This is a genomic window from Sporosarcina ureilytica, from assembly GCF_001753205.1.
Classification (GTDB): Bacteria; Bacillota; Bacilli; order Bacillales_A; family Planococcaceae; genus Sporosarcina; species Sporosarcina ureilytica.
This window is the reverse complement of the sequence record NZ_CP017560.1, coordinates 963,273-979,239: the sequence shown is the minus strand read 5'-3', so window position 1 is coordinate 979,239 and position 15,967 is coordinate 963,273. Positions and strand designations below refer to the sequence as shown.

The window sequence follows — 15,967 nt, the reverse complement described above, 5'->3', positions numbered from 1 at the left end:
AAGAACTGTAGATTTCATCATAATTCGACGCCATCTACAGCCCGTTAAATTTTTTTAAAAATAAAATATACTAAGCTGAATTTTTCCTCGATTTCGAAACTGCATTGACAATGCTTGCTGCTAATCCTCCCCAAATAACGAGGATCCCAACAACCATCATTAAAATTGCTCCTCCACTCATTTCGAATCCCCCTTAGTCTTCTTCATAATCCGAAGTTTCAATTGTATTTGGTTTCCATTTGGATAGTGTGAATAAGACCGCCAATACTAACGCACCTAATGCGACAGACCATCCTCCAAACAGAATAAATGTATCCGAGTATCCTTCATAGTTTCCATTATCAGTCTCGTGAAGTTTTGATAAGTTCGTACGGAATAAACCAAACATCATATACCCCAGGACTAACGGTGTAATAAATTTCAAACAAATTTGCCACCACGCACCTATACGAATATCAGATATCGCGTTTGCATGGTTTTCAAATACGCCAAGCTTTCTAAATGCCCATGCAATAAGGATAACTTCTATTAAGCCAATTGCTGCGACTCCAAATTGGTTGATGAAATAATCCGCTGCATCAAGGAAAAATAATCCTCCTCGTGTTGCAAATAATGTAGAAACAATTGCAGCAAGACCAGCCCCGAAAAGAACAGACTTGTTTCTAGAAATATTAAACTTATCCGAAAGTCCAGCAATATACGTCTCACAAATTGAAATGAGTGAAGTAATTCCGGCTAATACGAGTGATAAGAAGAATAAGAAGCCAAATAAGCCGTTCAATCCAGGCATCTGATTAACAATTTCTGGGAAGACAACAAATGCGAGTCCTACTCCCGCCGAAGCAACTTCTGATACAGCAACATCTGCTTGACTTGCCATAAAACCGAGTGCTGCGAAAACCCCAATACCCGCCAATAATTCAAAACCTGAATTTGCAAATCCTGTAATAAAAGCGTTATTCGTAATATCGGATTTTTTCGGTAAGTAACTAGAATACGTAATCATAATTGCAAACGCGATAGATAAACTAAAGAAAATATGTCCATATGCCGCTACCCAGACGGTTGGATTGGTTAGTTTACTTAAATCGGGTTTAAAGAATGCATCTAATCCAAGAATTGCGCCATCAAGTGTGACCGCTCGTATAACGACCATTAAAAACACAATGACTAACATCGGGATAAATATTCGGTTTGCGAGCTCAATTCCACGCTGTACCCCCGCTAATAGAATGATAAAAACGATTGCCCATACAAGTAGTAAAGGAATAAGCACGCCAGGAACGTAGCCTCCCACTACTCCAGGAGTGTCTGCTAGGTTAAGTACATCCCCAAACAAGAATCCAGCTGTATCTGTACCCCAAGACAGATTAAACGAATAAATCGTATACTTCATTGCCCAGGCAATAATGACAGAATAATAGGTTGAAATAACAAAAGAGACGAAAACACCCCACCAACCAAGCCATTCAGCTTTTTTGCCTGACATTCTAAAAAACGAAAGTGGTGCGGAACCGCGATACTTATGACCGATTGTAAATTCCATAATTAAAATCGGAATGCCTGCAGTTAATAATGCAAATAAATAAGGGATAAAAAATGCACCGCCGCCATTTTCATAGGCTACATAAGGAAATCGCCAAATATTACCAAGTCCTACCGCAGATCCAACAGCCGCCATAATAAACCCTGCTCGAGTCCCCCATTGTGAACGTTGTGACATGAATTTTCCTCCTTTTCTTTTTCTTATTTTCTCTGAAAATTCAAAACCAACACGCAAATTAATTATATCTTTCTACTATGCTATTGTCAAAACATTTTTTATATACCCACTATTTTTTTCGACAAAAAAAGAAGTGATGAACACCATCACTTCTCTTAGGGTTAAATTGATTGATGTAACGCGACTTTCTCGCTCTTTGCACGCATTGTCCAAACCGAAAACAATATAATTAATATGACAATAACCGACAATAAACCAATCCATATAGATCCTGTTAAACCTAGAACTAAATACCCGACCGTTGTAATTCCAGCACTTAGTAGCGCATATGGAAGTTGAGTAGATACATGGTCCATATGATTACATCCGGCACCTGTAGAAGATAAGATTGTTGTATCTGAAATCGGTGAACAATGGTCTCCAAATACCGCTCCTGCAAGCACTGCCGCCAATGCAGGGAGTAGCATTTCTGGGGAAGCATCTAGCATAATTTTACCCGCAATCGGCAATAAGATTCCAAATGATCCCCATGATGTACCCGTTGAAAACGCCATGAGTCCAGCAAGTACAAACATGATCGCTGGCAAGAATGCAACCGGTATATTTGCTTGCATCACAACATTAGATAAATAAATTCCAGTATCTAACTTATCAATTAAATCAGTTAAGCCCCATGCTAAAATTAGAATAAGTACCGCTGGCATCATCGCCTTTACGCCACTCATAAAGGCTTGCCCCATTAAAGATGCATTTGCGGTCTCATTATTTTTAAATTGCAACATATATAAAACTGCCGCTAATCCAGCTCCAATTAATCCACCAATCACTAAAGAGAATGGAACATTTGTATTCTCAAAGATTGACCAAATCGAAACAGCAATCCCATCTGCAACACTTGCTTGATAACCCGTCCATACCATCATGAGTAACGTCATTGCAATCAGTGTTACGATTGGCGCTGCAAGATCACGCACTTTACCATACGCATGCACGGGAAAATCTTCTTTTAATTGACCCGGAATTTCTTTATCAGGATCGTATAATTGACCTGCTTTTTCCGCACGGTCTTCATGTTTTTTCATTTCAAAAAAGTCGACATTCGTCCAAGCAAAGAAAAATACTAATGCTAGCGTTGATACAACGTAAAAGTTCATTGGCGCCATTAAGAGAAATGCAGATAATGGCGAATAAGTAACCGCCGCAGCACCTGTAAACATAATACCGAGCAACCCGATTAAATATGCGCCCCAACTAGAAATAGGAGATACAACACAAACAGGCGCTGACGTGGAGTCAATAAAATAAGCAAGCTTTGCTCGCGAAACCTTATGTTGATCTGTGATTGGTCGAGAAATTTGACCAACTGCAAGTGAGTTAAAATAGTCATCTACGAAAATGGCAATTCCTAAAGCGACTGTTAAAAGTTTTGCGCCTCGCTTCGTTTTCACATGGCGGATTGCCCATTCTGCAAATGCCCTGCTTCCGCCAGATACACTAACAAAAGCTGTAATGACACCAAGTAATAAGATAAACAACATAATATTAATATTATCTGTGTTAATGGCACTGCTGCCCCAATCCCAAAATGAGACTGTGACAGACTCCCATAATTCGATGAATGTTTTCGCTGGTGAAAACGCAGCAACAATTAATGCACCCGCTACAATACCAGATCCAAGTGATAATAAAACGCGTCTTGTCAGAAGCACCATCACAATCGCTATTATTGGCGGGACTATTGAAACCCAAGTTCCTATCATTCTAAATTCCTCCAATTGATTGGGGATGAGGGGTTTTTAGGTAATTAAAAAGCCAGCTACTCGTCGCACAATTGAATGTGTTACGGGAAGCCGGCTTACTCTACTTTTCGTCTGTTTGATAAATATAAATGCTTATCTCACGTCCGATTTGTAGCTCATCATCAGCAAATATGCTGTATGACAGTGTTATTCTTATTCAGAATAACCCCAACCTGATGATTTTTGACAAATTCATCAGACTTCGGCAAAACTCCCTTTCACACATGATCATCGTTGTCACACTTCCATGTACTACTGATAAGTAATGCAGCCTCTACCCTATCGTTATTTTCTTTGTAAAAGTGATTATATCAAATTTTTTTAAGAACATCAAGTGCATTTTATTCTTTTAATTCAGGCTTCAGTGGAACTTCAACATCCACATTCGGTTTCATCGCTCCATCCCCAGTACTGTAAACTTGCGGTACCGGACCTTGTACAAGTCCAATCGCAATCGGGACTGTTTGTTCAACGATTGAAGTCTTTGTAGCAAGGGGGACAATAATTTTAACTTGCACTGTAAGTACAATGTTCACTTCAACATACGCATTATTAATACCAAACTCCTTAATATAAGGCACAACAGTTGCATGGGCATCCCCAATCACATGAAAGCGAATCGGAATTCTTGGCCCAAGATTACCGAGAAGCGGTAAATTCGTCACTTGCCCTAGGGATACAAAAAAGACAACGCCCCCTTGCGCTTGCATTTGCTCCGCATCATATTCTATATCGTCATCTAACGGTAATATATCAATATTGCCTTTTTCAATTTCATCTAAGTTTTCATCGACAGTTGTACGAACATCCGCAAGTATTCGATTGATCACTTCTGTATTATATTTCGCAATCACTTGATCCGAACTTTCGCCCGTTGGTACGTGTTGGATAACATCATTCACATCAAGGACATTCGCGATTCGTTCCGTAATCGCTTCACTGATAACGTGATTTGCGATTTTCTCGGTTTGAACTTCAGCATAACCGATGTATATTGGAGTGAGTTTTTGATTGACATAGTAAAAAAAATACACAACCGCTATAATCACAGCAAGGAAAATAAACGGCAACAACTTTCTTTTTCGCCGATAGATTCCTCTTCGTTTTATTGGTTTTTGAAATTTCAAAACGACTCCTCCCGTTATAACATATGCTAAGGAAGAGTCGTTGATTCACCATTATTTTGTCCGTACTTTGCTAAAACATCTCGAATTAAATCAGGCATATAATATTCTTTTTCTAACTCTTTAAACAATGGAAAGAAAAAGCCAAACGTAAACATATCTAACGTTGCAAGTGTATACGTTTCTTCGGGCACAACTTCCTTGTTTCCCGCGAAAAGCGTACCCCAGCGGTTCCTATACAGTCTCTCATGAAGAATTGCCCCCATCAAAGTACCACGAAATCCTAATCCTTTCACTTCAATTTGCGCCAACTCTTCGTTTAACGATTGCTCATAGACGTCGAGCAATTGATCGCCGGTTAATTCAAGCGTACAGACATTAATCGGATGTGGCAAAATTCGGTGCATATCTCCTTTTGTGATCCATCCTTTTTCCAAACTTCCTAAAAAGATGCCCGCATTAAATAACGCGCAATCCGCGTCGGTATAATCAATTAATGCTCTACCAAAATAAGAGGATAATTCACTCGTTCCAAAGAGATTTTGCTTCAAATCCATCGCATTATAAAACATTTTTTCCTCTAGCGCTTTTTTTCCAACGTCTATATACTTCGTTATTTCCTCAACATCTTCTTCCAAAACAGGTAATTCTGCTGAGCGATAAAGGCTCGCATGCTTATCGATAACCTGTTTTTTCTTATCGTTGAATTGCACGGTCACATGACCAACAAAATCACCAAACTTTCCCGTCGCCGCGAGTAATGAATTGTTCACATACTCGCCCTCCGGTAAAATATGATGTGTATGGGCGCCTAAAATAACATCGATATGCGGACATTCCGCAGCTAGCAATTGATCTTCTGGAAGCCCTAAATGGGATAAACAAATAATCACATCCGTTTTGCCCACAAGCTTCTCTGCTTCATTTAAGAGTTGATCCCGTGAAGGGGTAATTTTCCAATCCAACGTTTCATAAAACTGTTTGTAATAAGCAGTTGCGCCAATGACGCCGATTTTCGTTCCTTTTGCAGTCGTATAAATGGTAGACGAATTTGCCCAGTACGGAAGTTCATCATTAGTATTAAATAAATTCCCAACAATCACATCAAACTGTGCATCTTCATAAAGGTCATCTAACGCAGCTTTTGACATCGTGATTCCTTCGTTATTCCCTATCGTCACCGCATCATAACCCGCTTTATTTAATAGTTGAACATTCCCTTTCCCATTTGTACCTTCTGTAAAAGGGTGTGAGCGGTCTACGTGGTCGCCGATATCGAAGAGAAAAACAGCATCCCCACTTGCGATTAGTTCTTTCCTTTTATCCACAAGTAAACGATGAATTTGTGGCCAATATTCAAAATGACTATGAATGTCATTTGTATGCAAAATATGGATTGTTTCCATCTAATAATCTACCCCCAAATTCCATCAACAATTGACCGTACACCTAATAGAAGTAGAATGATACGTAACGCAAAGACAAGCGTTTCAGATTTCATTTTATTATTTAAATATGCCCCGATTTTCGCACCAAAATACGCTGCCGGAATGACAGGGATTGTATAGAGCCAAGGAACGTTACCGAGAGAAATATGTGTAATAGAATTAACAATTGCAGATAAAAAAACCATAAACATCGACGTGCCTACCGCGACATGCGGTGGGAATAAAAACAATAAAATCATCGCTGGAACAATAATTGAACCGCCGCCGATGCCGAATAAACCGGATGCAAAGCCAACACCAAAGGTTAACAGTAATGCAAACCAAATAGGATATCCGTAAGTATGTTCTGTTCCGTGAATATCTGTAAATGTCCTCGTTTTACCACGCTTAACAAACCACTGTACTGGCTTTAAATAATCTCTTACTAATAAAAGTGTCGCTAAAATAATGAGCAATATACCAAAATACAAATTAAATGATGGCAAATCTAACTGTTTATTCACAAACGCGCCAATTAACGTTCCAGGTGCGCTCCCTGCGAAAAAGATGGCCCCACTTTTAAAGTCGACCGTTTTCTTTTTCATATAAGATAACGTTGATCCAAGTCCTGTAAAAATCATCATAACAACGGATAGTCCAACGACCGTTTGAGGTGTAATCCCATCAATCCAACCTAAATTAATGCCGATAAAAAGCGTGGCGGGAACGAGGATAATGCCGCCCCCAAGACCTACAAGGGCCCCGATTACCCCCGCGCTCAATCCAATTAATGCTAACAGTAAATACTCCATCACCAATCCCCCTCGAACAAACTCAGCTGCTGTGAAGCTAAATTATCATATGTAATGTTTAGTTGTTGTTGAAATTGTTTTGCATTTTGTGCTGCATGTTTCCCAGAGTTATTATTAAAAACAACAAATACTTCCTCTGTTTCAGCAGCTAATTTTTGTGTAACGGCTTCAAATTCTTCTAATTCTTCCGTATTGTAATCATATAAATAGCGCACAGTACGCCATGATTTATCGTCTCCTGAGGTGTTGCGCCAACCGTATATATTCCGACCATGCAAGCGAAAGAGCACCTTGTCAGCCCTTGTAGATATAGGCACGAGGGGGATGCTCCCTTCCCCGGCTTGGGGTTCATCACAGACAGTGTGGATCACATTTAATTCGCGTAAAAAATCAATCGTTTTTCTTTTATAGGGCGGTGAATACCACGATTGGTGCCTAAACTCGATCGCGATGTCAAAGCCATTTAGCTTCTCGCATATTGTACGGATTTCATCCACATGTTCTTTCACACAATCAAACCAAGGTGGAAACTGCACGAGCACCATCGCCAACTTCCCCGCCTCTACTAATGGTCGAATAGATTGAATAAATAATTGGTACATCTCTTCTTCCGATTCAAACGGCAATTCCCCACGGTGATGTCCTGTTATCCCTTGATACGCCTTTACGATAAATTGAAAGTTGTCCGGCGTATTCCGTATCCACCTTTGAATATTTCGCTCCGGCTGTATCGCATAAAAAGTAGAATCTAATTCAACGATTGGAAAATGGGCCGTATAATCTCCTAATTTATCTTTCCCGGTCGAATTCGGATGAGCAAGATCCGGATGATCTCCCCAACCGGTCAACCCGATTTGTATCATCTTCTCAGCCCCTTACTTAGAAAAGGAATACTCTTATCCTATCATAGATTCTACTATTTTTTCAGAAAATGCTTAATACCATGCAAGACGTAAACTAAATGAAAGGATTGTACGCTCAATCTTTCGGAAGATCATTTCAATTCGTTCGATAGGTAGGAATAATCCCCTTTTTATAAAGAAAAGCGATGCCATTCAAATAGGATGTAGCAATCTTCTTTGGAAAGAATTGTTTTCGATAAAGCTGTTCGTACGCTCTTTTAAAATGTTGCCACTGCACACAGGTTTTTTGTTGTCTATAACGTGCAACATCAATGATTTTGATATCGCCATCCTTCGTAATGAAAATGTTGCGCAAGTGAATATCAGAAGGATTTAATCCTTGTTCAGTGGCCAATTCCAGCGCGTAATCAATTTCTTTCATATGAAGTGGTGTTATGATTTTCCCCTTTGCTACGCATTCAAAAAGGGTTAGCCCTTCAATATAATCAATCACTATATAATTCGCCCCTGCGTCATAAATGGTCGGATAATAAGGGATATTTTGTAGAAGACGATAAATTGCCATCTCTTCTTTTGCGATATGAGCAAATTCAGGGAAAAATATTTTAATGACTTTATTCGATGACTTTATTCTAAACACAAATGCACTTCTGCCTTTGCCAACAAGCTTCAATGAGTTGCCATGACGTATTAGACGATTTTTCCTGTCAACAGCAACTGTTCTAGCTAGCGCTTGATAAATATTCAAGGTTCGACCTCCAATGTTATAGAAATTAAAAGAAGCGCAGTAACCGATATTTGGTTACTACGCTTCAAAAAAAGCCTCACCAAATAAACGGTAAGGTCTCGCAAACAACGGGTGTTGCCAACAAAACCGAGGGACTTGGCCCTGTACTGACGACTTTGCTGTGTAGCTACTCCCCTTAAAGAAAGTTGCGTAATTATGATATTGGGTAAAGTATAGATGCTACTTGATGCAGAGTCAATTATTTTCATCATCGTGTTAATATTTTGTGTAACTAATTCGTTTCAATACATGAGAGACAATATCCCTCAATATAATCATAAATTCTTCCTCTAATCCATACTGTTAGATGATTAATGTGAAAGGTGGAAATGAGATGAGCGGAAAGCAAACAGAAGTCGGTTTAGTCAGTATCGTTGATTCCTACTTATATCAAAGGCTACTCGGCTTTAGAGGTAAATGGGTTGTAATTAATACGACGAAAAATCCTTTACAAGGCCTATTACACTCAGTTAGTCCAGATCATGTTGTCATTGAAGTAAGTGACACACCATTTTATGTTCGAATACAAGAGATTGTATGGATAACGGAAGCATGAATGAACCTCTTTATGGAAGGAGAGAAATCATCCATTGATCAAACGAGTTAAAAAACTACCAATCGATTTACCCGTTCCTGAATATGGAGATGCGAATGCAGCTTCAGTCGTTCAAGAGCTGTTAGGGGGTAAGTTCGGTGAAATGTCAACATTAAATAATTATATGTACCAATCATTTAACTTTAGACAAAAAGGAAAATTAAGGCCTTTTTATGATTTAGTTGCCAGTATTACAGCTGAGGAATTTGGCCATGTAGAACTCGTCTCAAATACCATTAATATCGTCAATAAAGGAACTTCCTTCACTGCAGATCCTAATTTAACCCCTCTACAAGATGCTAAAAATAAGCGAAATTCATATAGCTTCATCGCAACTGCTCAAACTTCAATGCCGGGAGATTCCATGGGCCAACCATGGCGCGGAGATTATGTTTTTTCTAGTGGAAATTTAGTACTCGATCTATTACACAATTTTTTCCTCGAGTGTGGAGCAAGAACACACAAAATGCGCGTTTATGAAATGACCGATCACCCTACAGCCAGAGAAATGATTGGCTATCTTCTCGTTCGAGGAGGTACTCATATTCTTGCCTATGCGAAAGCGCTCGAAATGGCAACGGGCACTGATTTAACAAAAATGCTTCCAATCCCTAGCTTAGATAATCGCGCCTTCGATACTGCAAGAAAATATGAAGAACGCGGACACGGGAATGTGTTATTTACTTGGAATGATACGGGCGAATATAATGACATCCGTCAAATTTGGAAGGGAACTAACCCATCTAGCGGTGATGCTCTATACGTTCAGGAAGGGATGCCTAAAGGATACGATATCCCAGAACTTGAAGACCTCCCTGAAGAGTTCGCACCTGGAATCGGTCCGGATGAGTATCAACAAATTGCCAAACGGTTATTATCGAATCTTTGATAAAGAATAACCAAAAGAGCGACCTACCAAGAATTTGGATAGGTCGTCTTTTCATTTTCAAGTGAACATAAGGCTTAATGCAAGAAATATATTATACTGTGATTTCTAATTGAGCCTTAAATTGCGCTCGTGCTTTTGCTCGATCAACCTGATGACCCATTTCGTTCAATGTTTCACCAATTAAATCAACTGCTTTTTCAAGCATTTCAGCAGTGGTATTGCCCATATGTCCGATGCGGAATGCCTTCCCGCCTAGATGAGCAAGTGCACCCGCTAAAATCACACCTTTTTCAGCCATTGCAGCGCGGAATGATGCATCGTCAACACCATCTGGATATAAAATACAACTTAATGTAGAAGCGGCGACAGATTCTTCTGCTAACGCTTGCATCCCATAAGCTGCTAATCCAGCTCGCACGGCCTTTCCATATGCCGTATGACGTTTATAACGCTTTTCCATGCCTTCGTCTAAAACGAAGCGCATCCCTTCATGATATGCATAAATTAAGTTCACAGGCGGGGTTGCAAAGTATTTACCCGGGTCATGCATAATTGGAATCCAGTTATAAATATCTGCGTAATAAGCAGGCACGCGTTCAATTTGTTCACGAGCTGCTAGAGCCGTTTTATTGAATGCAACAATTGCGAGACCCGGTGGTACACCAATTGCTTTTTGCGAACCTGTTAAAATCACATCAATTTTATAGTCTGGATGACCATATATTTTGCTCATATCTTCTTCAATTGCAGCTGTCGCAACGACGCCATCCAAAATAATAAGTGCTCCTCGCTCTTTAATAATTGGCACGAGCGCATCTAAATCAGCAACAACGCCCGTCGATGTGTCTGCGTGCGTGATTGTTACTGCTTTAAATGTACCTGTTGCAAGCTTCGCTTCGACTTCAGTCGGAGTTACTTGCTTACCCCACTCAGATTGGAGAACTTCTACATCTATGCCAAAAGCTTCGCCTAGTTTAATAAAACGGTCGCCGAAATAACCTTGGCTAATGACTAGAATCTTTTCGCCCGCTGCAACTGTATTGACAAGTGCCATCTCCATCGCCAATGTTCCCGAACCTGAAACTACGAAGACTTCCCCGTCTGTTTGAAACATTTCTCTGGTCATCTCAATGGCTTCTTTATAAATTTTAGTAAACCTGCTATCGGTATGACTACGTGTTTCCTGTGCCATCGCATCATAAATCGAATCAATCACTGGCGTTGGTCCAGGAATCAGCAACATATCTTTGTTTCGCATTATTTAGCCCCCCCCTAAAATCATTTCTATCTACTAGTGTAGCATTATTCTGATTTTCTTCACATTGAAGCGCTCAAGACAAAATTTACAAAGTTCTTTGAAATAAAGCATATTTTATGTAGGTATCTATACAAGCATGAGCGGCTTCTTTTCCATTCCCCTATTTTCTTTCATTAGATAGTAAATCCTCGCATACAGACGATGGAATATTCCGCTTATATGAGCTTTTACTTCACTCTTTTATCTTTATCTCATTGGACAGGTTCCACAAGTATTACCGGCTAATTAATGTAAACGCATACTTGATTGCCATTTCCTAACTTTTTTCACATCGTTCGCTTTTCATGTAGACTTTTCCGTAATTAGTTATTATAATAGCCAATATATTAATTAAAAATGAACATTGAGGTGTATACTTTGATCGATTATTCGCTTATTTTCCAAGGAACTGCATTTACAAGTAAATCATCCAAGGAAGTTACTATCTTGAATGACCATATTTTTTGCGTAAATTCAGACGGTATGATTGAAAAAATAATCTCCCCTACTAATTCCGATTACGAAAGTTTTGTTACCGCCCATCAAAATAACAAAAATTTTCACCGTTTAGATGAAGGGCAATTTCTCCTACCCGGTTTCATTGACCTACATGTTCATGCGCCACAATGGGCACAAACAGGAACAGCTTTAGATTTGCCGCTTTATGATTGGTTAAATACGTATACTTTTCCAATCGAAGCTAAGTTCTCTGATATTCAATTTGCCAAAGAAGTCTATGAGCAAGTCGTAAATCAACTGCTAGCAAACGGAACAACAACAGCACTCTATTTTGCTACGGTTCATAAAGAAGCAAGTATATTACTTGCACAAATTTGTGCAGATAAAGGGCAACGTGGACTGGTCGGTAAAGTTGTGATGGATGACACAAGTCAAAATCCAGCATTCTATCGTGATCAAAATACTGCTAGTGCATTAACAGATACTGAAGATTTTATTATTGCGGTTAAAGAATTAGCTAAAAACGTCAAACAAGGTGTGTACCCTGTTGTGACACCAAGATTTATTCCTAGTTGTACGGATGAAGCTTTAAAAGGGTTAGGGGAACTTGCGGCTAAATATGATACGCATATTCAATCACATTGTAGCGAGAGTGATTGGGCACATGGATATGTTAAAGAACGTTTTGGAAAAAACGATGCCTTTGCCTTGCATGATTTTGGTTTATTACAAGATAAGTCAGTGATGGCGCATTGTAACTTCTTAGAAGAGAACGACCAAGATTTATTTAAAGAGACCGGCACTGCAATCGCACATTGCCCAATTTCAAATGCATATTTTGCGAATAGTGCACTTCCGTTAAAGAATTTTAGTGAAAAAGGAATTGAAATCGGGTTAGGGTCAGATATTTCAGGCGGCTTCTCACCTAGTCTATATGACAATATTCGCCAATCCGTCATCACTTCAAGAATGTTAGAAGACGGTGTGGATCCATCATTACCTTCACAAGAACGCGGTCTAGAAAATTCACGTATTACCATTAATGAAGCCTTCTACTTCGCAACCGCTGGCGGCGGGGAAAGTTTAAGCTTACCGATTGGAAAGATTCAAGAAAATTATACGTGGGACGTGCAAATCGTTGATACGAAACATACAACAATCCCACTTCCTATTTTCAATGGGGATGAGTTGATTGATATTTTCCAAAAAATCATGTACTTAACTCGTCCAGAGCATATTCGCGAAGTATGGGTTCAAGGTGAAAAGGTTCATAGCAAACAAAAATAATCTGAGGTGTAAAACGTGAGTACTAAAGCAAATACAACTGATACAAATCAAAGTTTAACCGTAGGTCCAGATGAAAAGGTATCCTTCGGCCGTTCAGCCATTCTAGGATTACAACATGTTGTAGCGATGGATGTTTATGTTGTTCCATTTCTTATCGCCATGTTAATTGGTTTACATGCCGATCAATCTTCCGCTTTAATTCAAGCAACTTTTATCGCAGCTGGAGTCGCAACAATCATTCAAACCCATTTTTGTATGAAACTACCAATGGCACAAGGTCCATCTTACGTCCCAATCGGTGCAATTATTGGGATATACGCTGCAAGTGGGGGCGGAGAATTAGGATGGAGTTCGGTCCTTGGGGCTAGTCTGATTGGTGGTATTCTAGTCATTATCCTTGGATTTACTGGTGTTTTTAATAAAATTGTAAAAATCTTTATTCCACCAATCGTTGGAGGTACAATTATTTTCGTTGTCGGGCTTTCTTTAATGCCTGTTGCGCTAAACAATAATATTTATAACGGTGCCGGTGCAACGACGAGTCAAAATATCATTTTGGCATTAATCACAGGTGGTGTATTAATTTTATGTGTCATGTTAGGTTCGATTCTCCGTAAACGCGGGGGCACTTTCCGAATAACATCCGTAATTATTGCTTTAATAGCTGGTTGTATTGCTTCTAATTCTATGGGGATCTTAGATTTATCAGCAGTAAGCAAAGCTAGCTGGTTTAGTTTACCACAAATCCCTTTTGTTGATTTTGGATTTACCTTTAATTTTTCGGCCATTTTAACAATGATCATCATTTATATTGTTTTAATGGCGGAGACGACAGGTACATGGTTTGCCATTAGTGATGTCATCCAAAAACCGCTGACAGACAAAAACATTAATAATGGTGTAATTGGTGAAGGTATTGGTTGTGTGGTAGCTACTATGGCCGGTTCTACACCTGTAACAGGTTATTCAACGAATGCTGGTATTATTTCCATTACTGGCGTTGCAAGTCGACGAGTATTCATCGCAGTTGGTATTTGGTTTTTTATATTTGGTTTATCTGGTAAATTAGCTGCGCTTATTTCATCCATTCCCGCTGCTGTAATTGGAGGCGTATTTATTATCATTTGTGGAATCATTTCAATCAATGGATTACAGGTGATTAAGAGAGTAAAAATTACCGAGAAAGAAATGTATATTATCGCAATCCCAATGATTTTAGCATTGGCACTTGCATTAATCCCGGCAGACTTTTTATATTCATTGCCTACATTCATTCAATATTTATTCGGTTCATCAATCGCAACAGCATCCATTGCAGCCATTTTATTACACATTATATTACCGAATACAAATAAAATAGTTGAGAGATAAAGTCGGCACGCTTTCAAATCTATAAAAAAACAACCCCGTCATAAACTTTGTTATGACGGGGTTTGTTGTATTATCCAATAGAACCTTCCATCTCGAATTTAATCAAGCGGTTCATTTCTACCGCGTATTCCATCGGTAGTTCTTTTGTGAATGGCTCGATGAAACCGAGAACAATCATTTCGATTGCTTCTAGCTCTGGAACACCGCGGCTCATTAAGTAGAAGAGCTGATCTTCAGATACTTTAGAAACGCTTGCCTCGTGCTGAAGTGAAATGTTGTCGTTTAGGATTTCGTTGTATGGAATTGTGTCGGAAATGGAGATGTCATCCATTAGTAGCGCGTCACACTCAATGTTTGAGCTAGCGCCGTCTGCTCTACGTCCGAAGTGTACAATTCCACGGTATGTTCCAACTCCACCGCCGTGAGAAATCGATTTAGAAACGATTGTGGACGATGTATTCGGTGCTAAGTGCATCATTTTCGCACCAGCGTCTTGTGTTTGGCCTTTACCTGAAAGGGCAATGGATAATGTCATACCGCGTGCACCTTCTCCGCGAAGGAGAACTGCTGGGTATTTCATTGTCACTTTTGAACCGATATTTCCGTCAATCCATTCCATCGTACCGTGCGCATCTACAACTGCACGTTTCGTAACGAGGTTGTAAACGTTGTTCGCCCAGTTTTGGATTGTCGTATAACGGCAATAACCATTTTCTTTTACGATAATTTCTACAACGGCACTGTGAAGTGAGTTCGTTGTGAAAATTGGTGCTGTACATCCTTCAACGTAGTGAACGCTTGCGCCTTCGTCAACGATGATCATTGTACGTTCGAATTGTCCCATGTTTTCCGAGTTAATACGGAAATACGCTTGTAGTGGGGATTCTACTTTCACACCTGGTGGTACGTAAATGAATGAACCACCTGACCAAACTGCTGAGTTCAATGCAGCAAATTTGTTGTCAGAGTTCGGGATGACCGTACCCCAATACTTTTTAAATATTTCTTCGTTTTCTTGAAGCGCAGTATCTGTATCTTTAAAGATAATCCCTTGATCTTCTAATTCTGATTTCATGTTGTGGTAAACAACTTCAGATTCGTATTGTGCAGAAACCCCTGCTAAATACTTTTGTTCTGCTTCAGGAATTCCTAGTTTATCAAATGTGCGTTTAATTTCTTCTGGAACTTCATCCCATGAACGTTCAGTTGCATCAGAAGCTTTTACGTAATAGGTGATTTCATCAAAGTTAAGCGCACTTAAATCTCCACCCCATTGCGGCATAGGCATTTCGTAAAATAGCTCTAATGACTTTAAACGGTAGTCGAGCATCCACTGTGGCTCTTCTTTCATAGATGAAATTTCTTCGACGATTGCACGTGTTAGTCCACGTTCAGAACGAAACACCGAGACGTCTTCATCATGGAAACCGTATTTATATTCGCCGATTTCAGGCATTTTTTTAGCCATTGATTATTCCTCCGTTCATATAATATACGCTTGAAAAGGTATAGAGAGCATCGCCCATTCCGTTAG

Annotated in this window: 14 protein-coding genes and 1 riboswitch; of the genes, 4 read left to right on the top strand and 10 right to left on the bottom strand. The window is 39.5% G+C overall.

Annotated elements, in window-relative coordinates; all coding sequences use genetic code 11:
- Positions 1–70: 70 nt before the first annotated feature.
- The 8 genes from BI350_RS16595 to BI350_RS04895 form a co-directional block, all read right to left on the bottom strand.
- Positions 71–181: a methionine/alanine import family NSS transporter small subunit gene (locus BI350_RS16595; RefSeq protein ID WP_082294960.1), complete on the bottom strand. Its 111-nt coding sequence runs from the start codon at positions 179–181 to the stop codon at positions 71–73.
- 12 nt (positions 182–193) lie between these two features.
- On the bottom strand, positions 194–1,723 hold the full coding sequence (locus tag BI350_RS04925) for a sodium-dependent transporter (protein ID WP_075527103.1): 1,530 nt from the start codon (positions 1,721–1,723) through the stop codon (positions 194–196).
- Positions 1,724–1,884: 161 nt separating this feature from the next.
- Positions 1,885–3,483 (bottom strand): Na+/H+ antiporter NhaC family protein, encoded by a 1,599-nt coding sequence (locus tag BI350_RS04920; protein ID WP_075527102.1) that lies wholly within the window; start codon positions 3,481–3,483, stop codon positions 1,885–1,887.
- A 143-nt stretch (positions 3,484–3,626) separates the two neighbouring features.
- A riboswitch (Lysine riboswitch) is annotated at positions 3,627–3,807 on the bottom strand.
- Between the two features lie 56 nt (positions 3,808–3,863).
- Positions 3,864–4,649, bottom strand: a complete 786-nt coding sequence (yunB, locus tag BI350_RS04915; protein WP_075527101.1) for a sporulation protein YunB — start codon at positions 4,647–4,649, stop codon at positions 3,864–3,866.
- A gap of 26 nt (positions 4,650–4,675) precedes the next feature.
- Positions 4,676–6,052, bottom strand: coding sequence for a bifunctional metallophosphatase/5'-nucleotidase (locus BI350_RS04910; protein WP_075527100.1), 1,377 nt, complete (start codon positions 6,050–6,052; stop codon positions 4,676–4,678).
- An 8-nt stretch (positions 6,053–6,060) separates the two neighbouring features.
- Positions 6,061–6,885, bottom strand: a complete 825-nt coding sequence (locus BI350_RS04905) for a sulfite exporter TauE/SafE family protein (RefSeq protein ID WP_075527099.1) — start codon at positions 6,883–6,885, stop codon at positions 6,061–6,063.
- Complete coding sequence (locus tag BI350_RS04900; RefSeq protein ID WP_075527098.1) at positions 6,885–7,748, bottom strand: DUF72 domain-containing protein; 864 nt, start codon at positions 7,746–7,748, stop codon at positions 6,885–6,887. The genes BI350_RS04905 and BI350_RS04900 overlap by 1 nt, the downstream gene beginning before the upstream one ends.
- 136 nt (positions 7,749–7,884) lie before the next feature.
- Entirely contained in the window at positions 7,885–8,496 is a 612-nt protein-coding gene (locus tag BI350_RS04895) for a serine/threonine protein kinase (protein ID WP_075527097.1), read from the bottom strand.
- Positions 8,497–8,869: 373 nt separating this feature from the next.
- On the opposite strand from BI350_RS04895, the gene BI350_RS04890 reads away from it, so the two are divergent.
- Entirely contained in the window at positions 8,870–9,091 is a 222-nt protein-coding gene (locus tag BI350_RS04890) for a DUF2642 domain-containing protein (protein WP_075527096.1), read from the top strand.
- A gap of 34 nt (positions 9,092–9,125) precedes the next feature.
- Positions 9,126–10,019, top strand: a complete 894-nt coding sequence (locus BI350_RS04885; protein ID WP_075527095.1) for a manganese catalase family protein — start codon at positions 9,126–9,128, stop codon at positions 10,017–10,019.
- 91 nt (positions 10,020–10,110) lie between these two features.
- Here the strand turns inward: BI350_RS04885 and BI350_RS04880 are convergent, their stop codons facing one another.
- Positions 10,111–11,277: a pyridoxal-phosphate-dependent aminotransferase family protein gene (locus tag BI350_RS04880; protein WP_075527094.1), complete on the bottom strand. Its 1,167-nt coding sequence runs from the start codon at positions 11,275–11,277 to the stop codon at positions 10,111–10,113.
- A gap of 396 nt (positions 11,278–11,673) precedes the next feature.
- On the opposite strand from BI350_RS04880, the gene guaD reads away from it, so the two are divergent.
- Positions 11,674–13,062: a guanine deaminase gene (guaD, locus tag BI350_RS04875; RefSeq protein WP_075527093.1), complete on the top strand. Its 1,389-nt coding sequence runs from the start codon at positions 11,674–11,676 to the stop codon at positions 13,060–13,062.
- Positions 13,063–13,077: 15 nt separating this feature from the next.
- Positions 13,078–14,433 (top strand): uracil-xanthine permease family protein, encoded by a 1,356-nt coding sequence (locus BI350_RS04870; protein WP_075527092.1) that lies wholly within the window; start codon positions 13,078–13,080, stop codon positions 14,431–14,433.
- Between the two features lie 70 nt (positions 14,434–14,503).
- Here BI350_RS04870 and sufB read toward each other — a convergent pair whose 3' ends face one another.
- Positions 14,504–15,901, bottom strand: a complete 1,398-nt coding sequence (sufB, locus tag BI350_RS04865) for a Fe-S cluster assembly protein SufB (protein WP_075527091.1) — start codon at positions 15,899–15,901, stop codon at positions 14,504–14,506.
- Between the last annotated feature and the right edge of the window lie 66 nt (positions 15,902–15,967).

Excerpts from the sequence above, each read along its gene's own strand:
- BI350_RS16595 (WP_082294960.1), bottom strand. The coding sequence starts at position 181 with ATGAGTGGAGGAGCAATTTTAATGATGGTTGTTGGGATCCTCGTTATT.
- BI350_RS04925 (WP_075527103.1), bottom strand. The coding sequence starts at position 1,723 with ATGTCACAACGTTCACAATGGGGGACTCGAGCAGGGTTTATTATGGCG.
- BI350_RS04920 (WP_075527102.1), bottom strand. The coding sequence starts at position 3,483 with ATGATAGGAACTTGGGTTTCAATAGTCCCGCCAATAATAGCGATTGTG.
- BI350_RS04910 (WP_075527100.1), bottom strand. The coding sequence starts at position 6,052 with ATGGAAACAATCCATATTTTGCATACAAATGACATTCATAGTCATTTT.
- BI350_RS04905 (WP_075527099.1), bottom strand. The coding sequence starts at position 6,885 with ATGGAGTATTTACTGTTAGCATTAATTGGATTGAGCGCGGGGGTAATC.
- BI350_RS04900 (WP_075527098.1), bottom strand. The coding sequence starts at position 7,748 with ATGATACAAATCGGGTTGACCGGTTGGGGAGATCATCCGGATCTTGCT.
- BI350_RS04890 (WP_075527096.1), top strand. The coding sequence starts at position 8,870 with ATGAGCGGAAAGCAAACAGAAGTCGGTTTAGTCAGTATCGTTGATTCC.
- BI350_RS04880 (WP_075527094.1), bottom strand. The coding sequence starts at position 11,277 with ATGCGAAACAAAGATATGTTGCTGATTCCTGGACCAACGCCAGTGATT.
- guaD (WP_075527093.1), top strand. The coding sequence starts at position 11,674 with ATGAACATTGAGGTGTATACTTTGATCGATTATTCGCTTATTTTCCAA.
- sufB (WP_075527091.1), bottom strand. The coding sequence starts at position 15,901 with ATGGCTAAAAAAATGCCTGAAATCGGCGAATATAAATACGGTTTCCAT.